Origin of the sequence: Kaistella palustris DSM 21579 (assembly GCF_000422265.1) — a bacterium.
GTDB lineage: Bacteria > Bacteroidota > Bacteroidia > Flavobacteriales > Weeksellaceae > Kaistella > Kaistella palustris.
On record NZ_AULL01000002.1, the window covers coordinates 35,333 to 52,221 of the forward strand.

Here is a 16,889-nt window from a genome sequence, read left to right on the forward strand (position 1 = left end):
TAATCTGTTTATTAGATAGATTGCTCGGCGGAAATTTCTAAATCTGAAATCATATTTTTAAGTAACTCCTTGGGTGCGTTCAACGGCTCACCATGCCAACTTCCGTCTCTGTTAAAATAACCATTTGCCTGCAAAAGAGCATCGTGCGAAAACCCAAAACTAATTTCAACAATAATCCCCTCTCCCGTTTTTGCATTTACGACATAGTCATACCCCATACAATTAAAACCAAGTTTCTCAGAAGTTTTAAAAGCAGAATCAATTACATTTTTGGTTACAAAACTTTTATGATAGAAGGCACTCCCCCCGCCTGAAGCACGAAATTCACCTTTCCTAATATTTCGTCCTATGAAACTTAATTTGTCGCCAATTACAACAATCTTTAAGTCGTAACCATCATTTGGGATGAATTCTTGCAAATACACGTAGCCTCTTTCCACTGAAAATTTCTTGGCATTCGCAAGCGAATTTAAAAACTCAGGAATCCGCTTCGCTCTGCTAATAAAAGTTTTTAAATTTTTCGCAGATTTTACATTAGAGGATGTTTTGTATAATAAACTTGGTGCACTGTCTAAGCCACTTGAAAACATTTTTTTACCATAATTCAACAGCTCCTTTTTATTTTGAATTAGTTTTACATTATGGGAACCAGATCCATTTCGAAGTTTTGCAATTATGGGAAAAGAATGTTTATTCTTAGACATATCTTCTTCAAGTGATTCTAAGCTATAGTAATAAAAAGATTTCGGAATTGGTGCATCCACACTTTCAAGTAGATAGGTCTCTGCAACTTTATCATCGAAATGCCAAGAATCCTTAAAAGATGGGAACACCGCAACACCACGATCATGCAAGGTAAACAATACATTCTGTGCCATTAACATATCCTTGAAAGAATAATTACTGTAATGCCAAAGGACCAAGTCAAAATCAAGAAGTAATTTTATTACCCCATTTTGATAAGGGTTTACAATTGAAAATTCTATATTATTATTTTCACAATAATCGATCCATTGTAAAGTCCAATGGGTAGAATGTAATTTTTCTTTCTGGTCAAAAAGTATAGCTACGTTCATTTTTAATTTTTATAGAATTTTATATCTTGGGTCACCGTCTATCTCGTAAAAAAATAGGCGTTAAAAAGAAAATAGTTAATTGTTTCTGAAATAATTTTGAAATTTCGCCGTGCATTTTGCAACGGTTGAAATTCAACAATAGTTTCTCATGCTTAAAGCATGATGGTATAACATTTTTAAATATTAAGGACTGTTATTTTTGTATAAAATTCTACAAATTCTCTTATTTAAACTATTTTATCATTTAATGAAAAATCCTGCAGAAAAAACATATATTAAATAGTATAATTTATGTTACGTGCTTTCTCAAAATAGTGATCCTCCTACCTTTAATACTAAGAGGTGATTACCCGGTTATTTAATTATTTTTTTTATTCTAATTACACTAATGATAAGAATATTAAAATATAAATTTGTTAAAGTAATTTTTGATCTTGAAAAGCCCAGTGATTTACTAAGCAATATTCTTTTACTTCATCTGTAAATTCACCAAAAAAGGGTTTGCCAAAATATTGTGCAAAACGTATAGAGTGACCATACAAATTGACTTCAATAACTCGCCATTCATTATTGGAATCTAAAAACATATCTAGACTAATAATTCGTAAATCAATGATATTCTCGCAAATATCTACAGAATTAGCACACAACTTATCAAAATATGGGATGGTAAAATCTAACGCCACATTCGAATTAGGATGTTTATGATATTTTGTACCGTATTTGTTATATGCTACACCTCCAGCCTTACCTGTTTTTTCGTTTATGCTCAATGCGATTCCACCAGCCCCATCATTATCTAAAGAGCCATCTTTTCCCATTCTAAGGGCCATATTTAAAATATGAACTTGATTATCCTTCACCGATTTGTATAAACAAACTCGTATTGTATGCGCATTTGTAATATTAGAGAAAAAGGTATTTTGTACTAACCGTTCTTGAACCACATAATTTTTTAGAGTTCTCATTTTTTCTTTCAATTCTACTAAATCATTAATGAAGAAGATGTTACTTCCTCCTGATGTATCTATATTTGGTTTAATTACTACAGGAAATTTAACCAATTGTAATGTTTCATTCAGTACACCAGTGTTGCTTAATTCGACAAGATTAGAATCGTATATTATTTCATTCATCTTGTGCAAGTAATCCTTCGGAAACAAATCGGACTTGTACCATCTATTGTACATACTTTTGTTCGTCAAAAAATATTTGCTTTTGGAATAATTTAACGTTAATTCAATATCAGAAAAGAATATGTTTTCAGGAATTATTCTTCTATCAAATTTCCCAGAAAGTGTATGAACAATATGAATAGTATCAGTTTCAATATTCCAATGGAAAGGTTTCCAATACTTTTTATAGATTTCAGTATCGTTTCTTTCTAATGCAATAATATTTAAACCATTTTCTTTCATTTTCTTTAAATGAAGTTTATACAGTATAGTAGATACTCCATAATAAAACAAATATTTTACCGTCGATAGTGCTTTTTTATGAAATGGGAACTTATTTATTCTCATTATTTGTTTTAACATGTCTTATCACTATTGTTTAGGTTTTCGAAATCTAGTAAAAATATTGCTGACCAGCTTAAATCCAGAACAATCGCTAAAGCAGTCGTACATTTAATAAAAACTCTTCATAAAAGCCGGAAAGGATTTGAACATTATTCTCCACATCAAATCCAGCAGCAATAACAACATCTTTATAACTAATTCGGGGAACAGATGGTAGATCAAGAATTCGGAAAATTTCTTCTGACCACTTTTCAGGATGATCATTTAGTGACACTCTTCTACCTAAATCGGTTATATTTATATCTTCTGGCATTGTATCAGACATTATTATGGGAATACCATTACATTGTGCCTCTAATAAAGCAAGGCCGAATCCTTCCGAAAGAGAAGGAAATATGTACATATCAATAACATTTAAATAATCATATGTATTTTGAATTGCACCTAATAAAATAATATTTTCACTAATATCTAACTCATTTATTTTAAGTTTGATTTCGTCTCGTAATATGCCATCACCCATCAGAATCAGATAAGAATTTGGGTTTGTTTTGTGGTAAATGGAAAAAATTTCTAAAAGAAATGAATGATTTTTAACCGGACTAAAGCTAGCAACATTCCCGAAAACTACGGTGTCGTCGGATATTTGCAAATTTTTCCGTAAAGATTGTCTGGTTTCAACATTAAAAGCAAATTTTTCACAATCTATACTATTTTTAATTATTGTGAAAGTATCATCCCCAAATAACCATTTCCCGGCATCGGCGGAACATGCTATATTGTGAGAACTATATTTAGTGACAAGCCCTATTAAAACGCTACGATAGAATCCGTATTTTCGACTTGCAGTACTTGCATGTGAGTGAGCAATTCTACCGGAAATACCACGTTTTTTAGCTTCAAAAAGAACGAAAACACTTAATGTATTTAAATGAGAGTGAACAATACTAAATTCCGAATGTTGCTCAAAAAATTTTCGAAGTTTTATTCTATAACTTAATAAAGTTTTTGGGTTGATGGGCCCGACATTATATATTCTCCCACCAAGAGATCTAATTTCATCGTCGAAAGTACCTGGTGCGTCGCGATGAACCAAAAAATCAAATTGAATTTTGGAGCGATCTATATTTCTATATAGATTCATCAAGAAATTTTCTAACCCTCCCAAGTTCATTGTCGTTACAACTTGTAAAATCCGGACGGGTGCACTCATGATAATTTGATTCGCAATAATATATATATATGTAGTAGTATGCCAAAGGGATAGGCCAATAAACATAATAACGGATTGACACCTTTAAATGCCAAAGATAGGTCTTTTGCGAAAAAGGAAGATGATATTAAATGTGTATAAACTCTAAATTGGTCTTTAAAACTCTTATCGTATTTTAATTTAGTTTTTCTCGCATAAGCAAAACCTTTAGGTGACTGTCTATACTGGTTCAAAATTGAGTTTGAGGAACCTCCTTGCTGATACTCTACGGTACAATATACGTCGTTGGAATATATAAAATCATATTCATTTCCTATCATTAAGTAAAGCAATCCAAGAGGAACTAATTTTTCACCCTCATATTCTGGATACGAAGGATATTCTCGTACAACATCTGTTCTTAGAATAATTTTTTTATCACCTGTAACTTTATGGTTATTATATATTTCATATAAACTACCTTTCACTAAGTTTTCAGGTATCTTCGTTCCTATTATCTTTCCTTCCGCATCATTATCTAAACCGATGATTCCCGCAATTTTAGATTTATCAACGATGTTGTTCCATCTACTTATAATAAGTCCGACCGCATCATCAGGCATAAAGTCATCAGAATCAATACAAACATTTAATTCTGTTTCTATTAATTGATAAGCTAAATTATGACCGGTATGCATGCCGCCATTTTCTTTATAATGGTATTGAACATCCACTTTTTTTTCTTCAATCCACTTCGCAATAAGTTCATCAGTTCCATCGGTTGACCCATCATCAATCACCATCCAAATAAAGTTTTTATCAGTTTGGTTTATTAAACTTTCATACAATCTTGGTAGTAAATGCTTGCGATTAAAAGTGGGCGTAAATACAGTGATTTTTTTCATTATCCTTTTATAAACATAAAATAAGTGAATAAATAATAAACTGCCAAAATCACACCTATAACTCGATACTGATTCGGAAATAATTTATAACGCAAGAGCGGATAGGCAATCACGGGCGCCATTAAAAACCAAGAAAGGTAAGCAAAGCGATTAGAAAAATTGGCTCGTATTACCAAAATCCAGAATGCATTCGCAATCATATAAATGCCCCAAAGGTGAATATAAAATTTGTCGGTAATGTCTCTCTTGAAAATGAAATACCAGCCAGCAAAAGCCGCAAAGCAAGAATAAAATAAAAAATCCCAACGGAAGCCTGTGTAGGCAAAAACATCTTTATTAATGTTTCCTTTGGTAAGATAATCTCCGGCTCTTGTATCGTCACTAAAGCCCAAACCACCAAACAGAGTTTCCCAAAAATGCCCGCCAATTAAAGAAAGGGGAATTGCTAAAAGCCAGATCCAAAGATAAATTTTAGGATTTTTATAAAAGCCCGAAATAACGAAAGCTGCAATCGGAATAATCACTGAATTGTGCATGCCAAAAGCCAACGCCATTATGGCATACATCACTATTTTACGTTCATAAAAACATAATGCTAATACAATTAATGAGGTTGCTAAGCCATTTCTAACACCATTGGTTCCGAAAGGCCAATACATAAAAGAGCCGATGAATATAAAAAAAGTAAAGTACCAAAAAGATCCGGAATATTTTTTAGAGAATAGATAAAGGGGTAGGGTGTAAATCAATCCACAAATAAAAAAAAACCAGCGGGCACTCATTATTTTAGTGGAACCTATCAGAAAATAATTAAATAAATAGTCTTTTCTAACTATTGGGGTTTCACCAGCAGCAACACGGTTATAGAATTTACCGTAGGTTGCCATATCCGCAAAAACATAGCTAATTGGCCGCGTACCGAGGTAAAATATAATAAAGAGAAGAAGTACAGTACCCATCACAAATGAAAAAGTGATCGTTCGTAGATCAAACAAGTCATTTTGATAGACATGCAACAAAGTAACTAACATCATGAACAACATGACATGATAATAAACAGCAGTGTAGTCGCTTATGGGAATCCAGTCGAACAATAGGTAAGTTTAAGTTTTTTTTATAATTAATGACCCAACCATGGTTGCTAATTCTCTGCAAGAAAATTATAAATCTTTTTTATCTCGCTTTCATTTCCATAATTACGTTGTTGGCAGTTATTTTGAAGCCTTTCTAGCAAGCGGGTATCATCTATAACTTCCGCAATTCCGTTAGCACATCCTTCATTACCGAGCGGAACAATTACGCCATCTATATTATTTTCAAGTTGACTAAGTGCAGAAGGGTACGCTGTAATTATAACAGGCTTGCATAAAATTTGTGCTTCCCGGACTGATACCGATTTACCCTCAAAACGGGAAGGTTGTACGTATAGATCGCAAGCTTTAATATAAGGGTAGGGATTATCTTTCTCACCCAATATTTTCACTATATCCTGTAAATTATATTTATAAATTTCAGTTTTAACGAGATCTACTTCCCCAAAACCTATAAGGTACCATTTGAATTGAATTCCTTTTTGCCTTAATATATCAGCCATGGCAGGAATATTTTCAAAATTTTTCTGATAAACAAACCGACCCACACTCAAAATTTTAAAAGAATTTTCTTCATCGTGCATCTCGTTACTAACGGTAAATCTGTCTGCTTCGTCACGAATAGTTTTAGGACTCAAAATGTTTTCTATTAAAACAACCTTGTTCCGCAGTTCAGGAAGTTCATTAATAAATGCAGTGCTAGTGTCGTGGGAAATAGAAACAATATAATCATAATGGTCCCACATCTCAATTTCTATTTTTTTGTCAAACTCGAACTTCGAATAATCATTATGAATCCAAGCCAATCTTTTCCGAGCTTTAATTTTTTTCGCAGTAATAAAATGTGGATTTAAAAAGCTGATAGCGAGATCATAATGTTTATTGGTGATCTCGGGCAAGACCTTAGCCATATTTTTATGCAAATACACAGGATACACCATGTTTTGAGAGCTAATTTTATTTTGCTTTACATAACGTGCTGCTTGTCTTTTGCTTTTGACTTTTGTAAAAATAGCATCGACAAACCCATTTGTAAGCACTTCCTTTGCCGGACACAAAATAGACCTGTATTTTTTTATTTCAGGCAGCAAATTCACTTCCGCCGGAATTGAATTCATCAGCGCTCCTTCGTGCAATATTAAAAATAAGTCGACATCATACTCTGTATAATCAATGCTGGCCAATAATCCAATAAGACTTCTGCTTACTCCGTCTATACGCAAACTGTGGGACGTAATAAATATTTTTTTTTTATGTTCATATGAATTAAATTGTTTTGCAAATTACGCTATATTTTTTACGCCGTACAGAAAGTTCTAATGCCCGTTTGAAATAATTTGCAGCTAACTTTAAAAGATACTTATTATTTTCAAGCCGGTAAGGCACGTTGGTTTTTATAATCGGCAAAGTTCACGGAATAATCGATCCCAATTATTCACAATTTCTGCAGGAGCGAAACGTTGGACATTTTCTTTTGCCTTTTTTCCCATTTTCACACGCAGGTCCTCGTCACCCAAAAGAACAGTCAATTGCTTACTCAGGGCCGTAACATCTTCTTTCTGTACCAAAAAACCATCAACTCCATCTACGATAATATCTGAAGGCCCGTAATCACAGGCAAAACTTACGCAGGGTAAACCGAATTCCATCGCCTCAACTAATACCATACCGAAGCCCTCAAATCTCGATGACATAACACAAATCGAAGATTCTAGATATTTCTGATCAATATTTTTCTCAGGGGGAAAATAATGAATATTCTCTTTTAAATTATTGGTATCTAGAAAATCTAAATTCTCCTTTCCATACAAATGGAGTTGCCAATCGGGGAATTGCGAATGTACCTGTGACCAGGCTTTAACCAAAAGATCCTGACCTTTCTGGTAGCCAATTTTACCAACACAGATGACAATCTTGTTTTTCTGCGTTGAAGTTCTAGATGAAGAGAACGGCAGTGGATTCGCTATCACTTGCATATTTTGCAATGTAGTCCACTCCCGCCGATTTCCCGGCGTAAGTACAACATAACGGTCAAATTTGCGTGCAAGATTTTCCATGAGCCACCATTTGGAACTCGTAACTGCGTTCTTAATGATACCGTTATCATCTCTAGTTCCTATCAATTTTGACACGTGACGCTCATAGATAATTTTTGCCGAAGTCTTTATAAAATGGGGAATGAAGTAGGCCTTTAACCCGTCATCGCAGACAGAAATAACATCCGGATTGAACAGATCAACAGCCTGTTGCAACCCGTTTTTGTATTTTGCAATATACGACAAGGCATTTCCTCCCACCTGGATGGTCATCAACTCAATTTTAGGATTAAAAATATAAAAAGGATTTTTGTGCGCATCATTCAACACTACAATGGCTACTGCGTAACCATGTTGTTTCGCGAGCGCAGAGGCCTTAATTGATAGAACGCGTTCAAGACCGCCCGAACCATTTATACCATTTGTAATATATAGCAATCGCATATTATTCTCATTAGTTGTGGAGACATTTGATATTCTATCCCGCAACGTATTTCCCATAAGGTATTTTATGTAAAATGTATATAATTCCAGCGAGACATAATGAACTGATTAAAGGAATTCCAACTACGGGATCAATTAAGACATTTTTCAATTTAATCTCTATGACCCACAAGACCAACATGTGCACGAGGAAAATTCCGTAACTGTATTTACTCAGGAATATTATCATTTTTTTTAACCAGCCTGAAACATTCACCCAATTTTTAAAATAAAGAAAAACAGCACAGGACACCATAAGAACATTGGGCGTGAGATATTTAAAAAAGAATTCGTTAAAAATGCCATCTCTCTGTGTTAAAATGAAAGTTCCTACAGCCGAAATTGAAATTCCGAGCAGGGCCGCTGAGAAAAGTAAGATTTTTCGCTCTAAAATAGCTTTGAAATTGGTTAGATAATAACCTAAGATGGGATAGCCAATAAACCCTGAGTAGTAGATCAAGTGAAATTGCTTAACGAGACTCTGCAGCGCTAGTAAATTAAGTATCATAATAGCGACCCACAAAATCAGGAAATATTCTATATCTCTTCTCTCGCTATTATGAATCCACTTTGCTACGATCGGAAAAAATAAATATAGACCGATAATCATATACACAAACCATAAATGTACACTTGCTCCTTCTTTAAATTGGATAAGTATAAAAGACAAAATATTAACAACCGTTAAAGGTTCACCCTGAACAAATTGAAAGAAAAGATCCTTAAATATGTAAATGAAAGTCCAGAACAGAAACGGCCAAACGATTCTAGCCAGTCTTTTTTGTAAAAAATATTTTGTACTGATATAGGTTTTGCTGAAAATAACAGTGCCAGAGATCATCAAAAAAATAGGCACACAAAAACGAACGATGCTGTCGTAGATATTTGCTGTCCACCATTCCGAATCGCTTATTTTTCCGTATTGAACGGCCAGGCGAGCTGCCACATGAAGTATAATGACACTAAATGTAGCCAAAACTCTAAGTGAATCTACCCATTCATAATTCTGAATTTTCACATTAATGTCTCTCGTCTCATCCATAGAATTTTTATCGAAATGATTTTGAATAGGTTATTTTACGGATGAAATTAACTTTCGGTAAGCGAAATAAGTTAATGCCATCTTATTTTTCATTGCAAAGCCGACGATTTTGATACCGTTGTGACGAGTTCGAAATTTAAATTTTTTAAAAGCGACAGATAAATTCTTATCATGCATTATATTTTTGATCTCCCTGATTTTTTCTAAATCGGTGAAACTTTTGTCTATATAGATTCGGTCCAGCGAAAGAAACGCTGAATGAATAAGTTGTAATTTAAGTTGTCTGCTGAAATCGAATTTAGTATTATTTTCAAGCAATAGACCTAACTTATTATGGAGATCTACGAAATTCTCCCACCATTCTCTCTGGAATTTTCTCGATCGGGATAAAACATGTTGCCGGTAATTATAATAGAACTTTCCTTTCATATAAAAGAAGGAATTTACATGCACCATATATGCCGGCGTAAACAAGTAATCCTCTCCAAATTTTAATAAGGGATCAAAATAAACCTCATTGTTTATTAATATTTCTTTTTTGATTAAACAGACGCACGCTGACAAGACGGGAATACCTCCAAAGTCTTCAGTTACCAAAAGGGTAGGATAAAATTGCGCTATAATATCATTTTTATCGAACAAACCACCCTTAATATCGCGCGCCATTTCGCTTCTACCTTCAGGTCCGACGTGATAATAATCACACATAACCACATCGGTTTGATTCGTATCATCAATTACTTGTGTCATATTTTCGTACATTTCCGGCTCAATCCAATCATCGCTATCAACAAAGGTAATATAATCACCCGAAGCTGCGTCAATTCCTGTATTCCGGGCTACTGAAACACCGCCATTTTTTTGGTGGATCACTTTAATTCGATTATCAAGTTCAGCAAACTCATCGCAAATCTTCCCAGAATTATCTGTGGAATCATCATTAACCAAAATAATTTCTAAAGCACGGTGAGTTTGAGCGATTATTGAATTAATACATTGATGCAAATATTTTTCAACATTGTATACTGGTACTATTACAGAGATTTTCATTTGTGTAATTTTGAAAGAGTATAATTGAGCGAATAATAAGAACCCGTTTTATGAGCAATGTAAAATAAAGGTCTAATTTTAGGATTTACATAAATCCCTAAAATAATCTCGTAATTTTCTTCAACAAGTTCCTTTAAATGAGAACGGCGTTGCGAGGAAGTCAGAGATTTATCAAAATACAATATTCTAATCATTCTACTTAATGGGAAATGTAAAGACTTTTTGTAAAACTCGGTTCCTTTATAGTCCTTAAGAGCTTTTTTAATTTCGTGATATAGTAGACGATCATTTTTAATATCAAAATGTAATTGACTTAGACCGTTTTCCGTATCTCTATAAATGTAAGTAGTTTTTGTATTTGTTTGAATAATTTTGCAAAGATTAAGATACTGTAGATTAAACAATGCGTCTTCCCCAAATTTTAAGTCAGGGTTAAACTGTAGTTTATTGTTAATTATAATATCTCTTTTAAAAAATTTGGCCCATGGTCCGGGAAAATGTGGATACAAAAAAAAATCTTTTATAAAAGAAGTTTTTTCGTACCGTCTATCTACAAGCTTTAGATGTTCGTGAATCTCGCTATTTAAGTCCCGCGAAATATTTACTAAAATCCAATCAGCATTTAAATTGTCGGTAATACTATTAAAATAATTTTCGGTGATATAATCATCACTATCAATAAAAGTGATCCATTCGCCTACTGCGGCTTTGATCCCTACATTTCTGGCATTGCTTACACCAGCATTTTGTTGATGGAAAACTCGGACTCTCTCATCTAAGCAAACATACTTATCACATATCTCTCCACTACGATCAGTGGATCCGTCATTGATTAGAATTATTTCAAAATCCGCGATTTTCTGTCTTACGATAGATTCTATACACTGCTCCAAATACTTTCCCGCATTATAAACGGGAACAATTACTGAGATCATAATTTATCGGGATTACATTTAAGAAATGCAAAGGAATGATCTTCTATTGATATCCTACGATACTTTTCAATATTTATTCTCTCTGTTATCAAATATTTTAAATCATTTACAGCTTGGAACGCTCCATTGAAGTTCCCTTTAAATGTTCTTTTTACAACTTCTTTGCAATAAAATAAATAATAATGTCGAAAATTGAAGAGCTGATTTGGCGCTGATAAAATAAGTGACATCATCCGCAATCTGTATTTATCTTCGTCAGATGCTGCATGCGTTTTACTGTTTAATTTGTCATGACAGATCTTTGCATGGGGATAAACTCCAATTTTCAATTTTTTGTGTAGTAACCTATCAACAAAATTATCGTCCTCACCATAATGGTAAAAGGAAGGACTAAACCCGCCCACCTTTTTAAGGCATTCTTTCGTAATCAACCAAGCTGCGGCATTAATAAATCCTGATTCATAAACCCTATCCTCGACCCTGTCTAATACAAAGTCAGAATATAATCCTTTACATCTTTCACTACCGATAACAGATTCAAAAAAAGGCTCTAATTCATCTCCGCCACCATTAAGGTGCAATGGAGATATAATACCATATTCCGGAGTCTTTCTGCTAATATTAACGAGTTTTTCTAAACTATCGCCAATAACCCAGGCATCCTGATTTAATAATAGAAAATACTCACCTCCAAGATCCAGGGCTTTTTCAAGTCCAAGATTATTTGCAGCACCAAAACCAAGATTTTTTTCAGAGGCAATGAGCACCACTTCAGGAAATACACTTTTAATGTAACTCACTGTTTCGTCAGAAGATGCATTATTTATAACAATAGTTTGAACGCCTTCACCTGCATTTTTTAAACTGGTTAGGCATTTATCAATCCAATTATACTGCATTCCATTCCACGTAACCACAATTGCAAATACGTTCTTCATCTTACTGTTTTCTGACTTTTGCACTTAATTTTTTTTATAGCTAGAATACTCTGGGGATAACGTTTTAAAGTAAGGATGATCTTTTCCTTCGGTGTAAGTTGAAGATTCTCAAAATTTTTACGTACATCATTCATTCGAGCTTTTAATTGTAGATTATCCTCTGGCGTAAAAGTCAATAAAGAACTTTCAATGATTTTAACAATGGAAGGAAACCTGATAAAAGTTTCTTTTAAAGTGTTTCCAAGTGCGTAGGGGTCGCTAAATTTCCCTTCACCATATCCATAAGGACTACCCAACAAAAATGGCACAGGAGAATTACTTTGATCGTAGTCCGCCCATCCAAAATCAATTATTTTTAATTGGAATGTATTATTTTTTTTCAAAACTAAAAAGTTATCGGGTTTAATATCCCTGTGTTGTATTCCTTCGTCAATTAGGATTTCTAAGATTCCAATACTATCTTCTATAATCTTTTTTATATTTTTTAGTGTCCAAAATGACCCCTGACTATATAAACTCGAGATAGGGTCCCCTTTTAAAAACTCCATTTGCAGCAAAGTAAAATCACCTTTTTTCGTTGCGCTAATTAATTTTGGAGCTATATCCCGATCTTTCAACTTTGTTAAGCCATTCGCTTCATTAGATGCGATCGGATCTAAACATACTTTGACAATGCAGTTTTTTTCCACATTATGAAAAACGTCAGTAAAAATAGCTTTATTTCCTAACCGTGCCACCTGCCGTGAAAGAAGTACACCATACTCCTTTGGCTGATATCCTAATGTTGTGAACTGCATATTATAAAAAACAGAATGGTCAACAGGTACTACAAAACGGTATCCTCGTTTGTCGAAGAAACCGTCCAATATTTTTTTAACCGCGGTGTTGGGCATCAATGAATGGTATTCTATTTTCGCCTTTTCAGATAATCGTTCTAGCTTTATTTTATAATCTGGCGCCACTTCATATTTCTGGACATAGGCATGATATAACAGCGAATAAAAGTGATCTTTATCATTAGGTACTGGTATAACAGCATTAAATTGTGTTTTAGTTTCCAGCAAATGTTCTTGCCATTTTTGATCATAATAATTATCTCCTACGTATCTAAAATCGAAAGGAATATTTTCATTTCCAATACGTACGTTATATTGTGCTCGAAGCGAATCTAAAGGATATTCTGGTGTAGCACTACATAAGTAAACTATATAATTTAGATTTTCAACTAAAAGATCAATATCGCCGTGCCCTTCCAAAGTATATTCATCAGGAAGACATTCATAATTACGGAGAACGATATAATCTATGCTATTATTGAGCAGATAAAATAACTCATGAATATTTTTAAAACCGTTTACACCTAGACAATTTTCAGTTATCTTCTGATGATCTTTGTAGACATCTATGTTTTCCAGAAAATCGTCAGTGTTTTTTCCGAGCAGTATGGTTAAATCTTTATTGCTTTCAAAGGTGTTGTCAGAAGCATGAATTTTATGCCCGCCACCTGTGATTTCACGCAGAGATGTTTTGAAGTCAAATATGTTAGTATTGACCTGTCGTGCCCCAGAAGAAGTTTCCCGCCAATCATAAGTTGGATGTTCGTCTCTGAATACAAATAATTGAAACGAACCATCACCACAATGTTCTATTTTGGCAAGCAATAAATTTTTATAGTCTTCAAAGTTAAGATGTCGCTGAGAATGGGCATAAAATGGAAACAAGTTGTGCAGAAAGTTATTTGTATCCCATTCAAAGTTTAAAGTTTTAACAATGCTAAACTGCTGGACTATTTTTCTGACTATAATTTCCTTGTGTTCAGCAGCTTTTGACCAAATTATTAAAGTATGAATTTCACTTAGGTTCATATTTTCTGCCATTGATGTTTCATTAAAAAAATAGACATGTCATTAACCACCAATCTGCCATTCTTGTAATAATCACCTTCCAAAACATGTAAATATGCGGCACCCTGAATATAATCAAAAATATGTTCTCCAAACTTGACTGAAACATTTATTTTATAGGTATCAGGTTTGAGATTAAATCCGTTTAATGGCTCACAAATAAACTCATCCGTTTTATCTTTTCCTGAAAGCAAAAAATTTACACCAATGTCTTTTGAATCAAAAGTATAAACGCGCACATCATCCTTGCTAAACACAGTGATTCTAATGGTCGCTGCAGTTTCTATTTTGCTTTTAATAGTAATGTTAAATTTTACTTGATCACCTATATTTGCTGTGTTATTTAGCAAAGAAGTTTGTATACTGAAATGGGAAATTATTACTTCTTTGCTCTCATCCTCTAAACGTTTAGAAAAATCATACACTTCCGCGCTGTCTATTTCATTATTCTTTCTATACAAATTAATTGTTTCCTCTACACCTCCTTTATACTGTATTGTTCCATTATTCAACAAAATCCCTTTACCACACAAACTTTGGACCGCCGCCATATTATGACTCACAAATAAAACCGTCCTGCCTTCGCCTTTACTCACATCGCCCATCTTACCCAGGCATTTTTTCTGAAACTCGGCATCACCAACAGCAAGAACCTCATCGACGATCAGGATCTCAGATTCCAGATGCGCGGCTACGGCAAAGGCCAACCGCACATACATGCCGGAAGAATAGCGTTTTACAGGCGTATCGATGTAACGTTCCACCCCTGCAAAATCCACGATCTCATCAAACTTCCTTTTAATTTCCTGGCGGCGCATTCCCAGGATCGCCCCATTCAGAAAGATGTTTTCCCTACCCGTCATTTCCGGATTAAAACCCGTCCCTACTTCCAGTAAAGAAGCGATCCGGCCCTGCACTTCAAAATGTCCCGTCGTCGGTTTCGTAACGCGGCTCAGTAATTTTAAAAGCGTCGATTTCCCTGCCCCATTCCGACCGATGATTCCCACGGCATCGCCTTTTTCAATTTCAAAATTGATGTCCTTCAAAGACCAGACATAATCGCTCTCCCCCTTTGCAGTGCGGTCATTGCTCTCGCCAATTTTTAAGAAAGGATCTTCCTTACCACGCATTTTTGCCCAGAAGCGGTTCAGGTCATGGGAGATCGTGCCTGTGCCGACTTCACCAAGGCGGTACTGTTTTGAGATGTTGTGGGCGATGATGGCGGTTGAGGATTTCAAATGAGTGAAGCGTTGAGGGTTGACAGTTGACAGTTAATGGGTTGTGAGGGGCAAAAATAACAATTTAATTGTATCTGTGCGTTTTATGGTGAATTTCTTTAAATGGTTGACGGTTGAAAGTTAACAGTTGATAGCGGATGCGTGCAGGCCATTGGGAATTGCAAAATTCAACTATTGAAGGACGTAAATTAAACCGTATCCATGAAACTCTTTTCGACTTTGTTGAAGATCACCGTGCCCAAAATTAAGATCACCGTGATGAAGAGGCCACTCCAAACCAGATTAATAACATCAAAACTGCCGGAACCAAGAAAGGCATACCTGAAGCATTCAAACACCGAAGATAAAGGATTCATATAGACGAGGAAGCGGAACTTTTCGGGCAAAGCGGAAGTGGGATAAACCACGGGCGTGATATACATGAAAAGCTGCACACCAAAAGTGAGCAGAAAACTGAGGTCCTTGTATTTGGTCGTCAGCGACGAGAATATCATTCCCATGCCAAGTGCAAACATGGCCATCAGTAAAACCAGGACCGGCGTCAGAAAAATCCAGGCGTTGGGATGCACGGCTTCGGTAAAAAACACATAGTACAGCAGTACGAGAATAAAGATGCCAAACTGTACGGCAAATTTGAGCAGCGAGGACGCTACAATCGACAACGGCATGATGAGCCGCGGGAAATATACCTTGCCAAACATTCCGGCATTGGCGGTAAAGACGGATGAGGTCTTGGTGAGACTTTCTGAGAAATAGTTCCACACTGTGATGCCCGAAAGATAAAACAGGATCTGCGGCATACCGTCGGTGGAAAGTTTCGCGATATTGCCAAAAAGCAATACGTAAATCGCGGTGGTGAGCAGGGGCTGCACAATAAACCACAGCGGTCCCAGGACCGTCTGTTTGTAAAAAGTAATGAAATCTTTTTTAACAAGCATTAAAAGAAGATCCCGGTAGGCCCAGACTTCTTTCAGATTAAGTGAAAAAACGGACTGTTTGGAATTGATGAAATAAGTGGTGGGCGTTTCTTTGTTCATATAGTTTTGCAGAACGTGTTGAAAGTGAGATCAGGTTTTTACAGCAGTTTAAAGTTTTTGGGCTGTTTTTCAGACAGCAGCAAAAGTAAGGAAAAATGGATGGTATTGTGATATTTTGCAAGTGTGGCTTTTGGGCCTTTTTCTTTGGGTGAGTGTGGTGAATTTATATCATTCTTGTCGAAGCGGGGCTGTTGCGCCTGTCCACGGGTGTTGCGCCTGTCGAAGGATGGTTGCTGAGCCTGTCGAAGCACGGTTGCTGAGCCTGTCGAAGCATCGTCGGCTTGGCGCCTCCTCGCAATGACGGGTTAAATCCTCACTTCGCACATTTTCAAATTATCAAATTATCCAATTATCAAATCAGCACATTTCGATCTAACTGTTTTACCCACTGTCAACTGTCAACTATCAACTGTAAACTATCACCCCTCTTCAGCGGACTTTC

General features: G+C 35.1%; 14 protein-coding genes. All 14 read right to left on the reverse strand.

What is annotated here, in order from left to right:
• Window positions 1–11: 11 nt before the first annotated feature.
• Complete coding sequence (locus tag H562_RS0100460) at window positions 12–1,076, reverse strand: ATP-grasp domain-containing protein (RefSeq protein ID WP_027375716.1); 1,065 nt, start codon at window positions 1,074–1,076, stop codon at window positions 12–14.
• A gap of 416 nt (window positions 1,077–1,492) precedes the next feature.
• The gene (locus H562_RS0100465; protein WP_169463233.1) at window positions 1,493–2,494 is read right to left on the reverse strand and encodes a sugar-transfer associated ATP-grasp domain-containing protein; all 1,002 of its coding nucleotides are present in this window, start codon (window positions 2,492–2,494) and stop codon (window positions 1,493–1,495) included.
• A gap of 193 nt (window positions 2,495–2,687) precedes the next feature.
• Window positions 2,688–3,809: a glycosyltransferase family 1 protein gene (locus H562_RS0100470; RefSeq protein WP_027375718.1), complete on the reverse strand. Its 1,122-nt coding sequence runs from the start codon at window positions 3,807–3,809 to the stop codon at window positions 2,688–2,690.
• A complete protein-coding gene (locus H562_RS0100475; RefSeq protein ID WP_027375719.1) occupies window positions 3,806–4,693 on the reverse strand; it encodes a glycosyltransferase family 2 protein in 888 nt (295 codons plus the stop codon). Before H562_RS0100475 ends, H562_RS0100470 begins: the two co-directional genes overlap by 4 nt.
• Entirely contained in the window at window positions 4,693–5,787 is a 1,095-nt protein-coding gene (locus tag H562_RS0100480; RefSeq protein WP_027375720.1) for an EpsG family protein, read from the reverse strand. The genes H562_RS0100475 and H562_RS0100480 overlap by 1 nt, the downstream gene beginning before the upstream one ends.
• Before the next feature lie 47 nt (window positions 5,788–5,834).
• The gene (locus H562_RS0100485; protein ID WP_051190343.1) at window positions 5,835–6,968 is read right to left on the reverse strand and encodes a glycosyltransferase; all 1,134 of its coding nucleotides are present in this window, start codon (window positions 6,966–6,968) and stop codon (window positions 5,835–5,837) included.
• Window positions 6,969–7,178: 210 nt separating this feature from the next.
• Window positions 7,179–8,321 (reverse strand): glycosyltransferase family 4 protein, encoded by a 1,143-nt coding sequence (locus tag H562_RS0100490; RefSeq protein WP_027375722.1) that lies wholly within the window; start codon window positions 8,319–8,321, stop codon window positions 7,179–7,181.
• Entirely contained in the window at window positions 8,299–9,321 is a 1,023-nt protein-coding gene (locus H562_RS0100495; protein WP_169463239.1) for an acyltransferase, read from the reverse strand. The genes H562_RS0100490 and H562_RS0100495 overlap by 23 nt, the downstream gene beginning before the upstream one ends.
• A 54-nt stretch (window positions 9,322–9,375) precedes the next feature.
• Window positions 9,376–10,395: a glycosyltransferase family 2 protein gene (locus H562_RS15475; RefSeq protein WP_084466295.1), complete on the reverse strand. Its 1,020-nt coding sequence runs from the start codon at window positions 10,393–10,395 to the stop codon at window positions 9,376–9,378.
• Entirely contained in the window at window positions 10,392–11,330 is a 939-nt protein-coding gene (locus tag H562_RS15270; RefSeq protein ID WP_051190344.1) for a glycosyltransferase family 2 protein, read from the reverse strand. Before H562_RS15270 ends, H562_RS15475 begins: the two co-directional genes overlap by 4 nt.
• Window positions 11,327–12,268, reverse strand: a complete 942-nt coding sequence (locus H562_RS14390; protein ID WP_084466304.1) for a glycosyltransferase family 2 protein — start codon at window positions 12,266–12,268, stop codon at window positions 11,327–11,329. Before H562_RS14390 ends, H562_RS15270 begins: the two co-directional genes overlap by 4 nt.
• On the reverse strand, window positions 12,265–14,145 hold the full coding sequence (locus H562_RS0100515) for a protein kinase domain-containing protein (RefSeq protein ID WP_027375724.1): 1,881 nt from the start codon (window positions 14,143–14,145) through the stop codon (window positions 12,265–12,267). Before H562_RS0100515 ends, H562_RS14390 begins: the two co-directional genes overlap by 4 nt.
• Entirely contained in the window at window positions 14,130–15,410 is a 1,281-nt protein-coding gene (locus tag H562_RS0100520) for an ABC transporter ATP-binding protein (RefSeq protein WP_027375725.1), read from the reverse strand. Before H562_RS0100520 ends, H562_RS0100515 begins: the two co-directional genes overlap by 16 nt.
• 188 nt (window positions 15,411–15,598) lie before the next feature.
• A complete protein-coding gene (locus H562_RS0100525; protein WP_027375726.1) occupies window positions 15,599–16,447 on the reverse strand; it encodes an ABC transporter permease in 849 nt (282 codons plus the stop codon).
• Window positions 16,448–16,889: the final 442 nt, after the last annotated feature.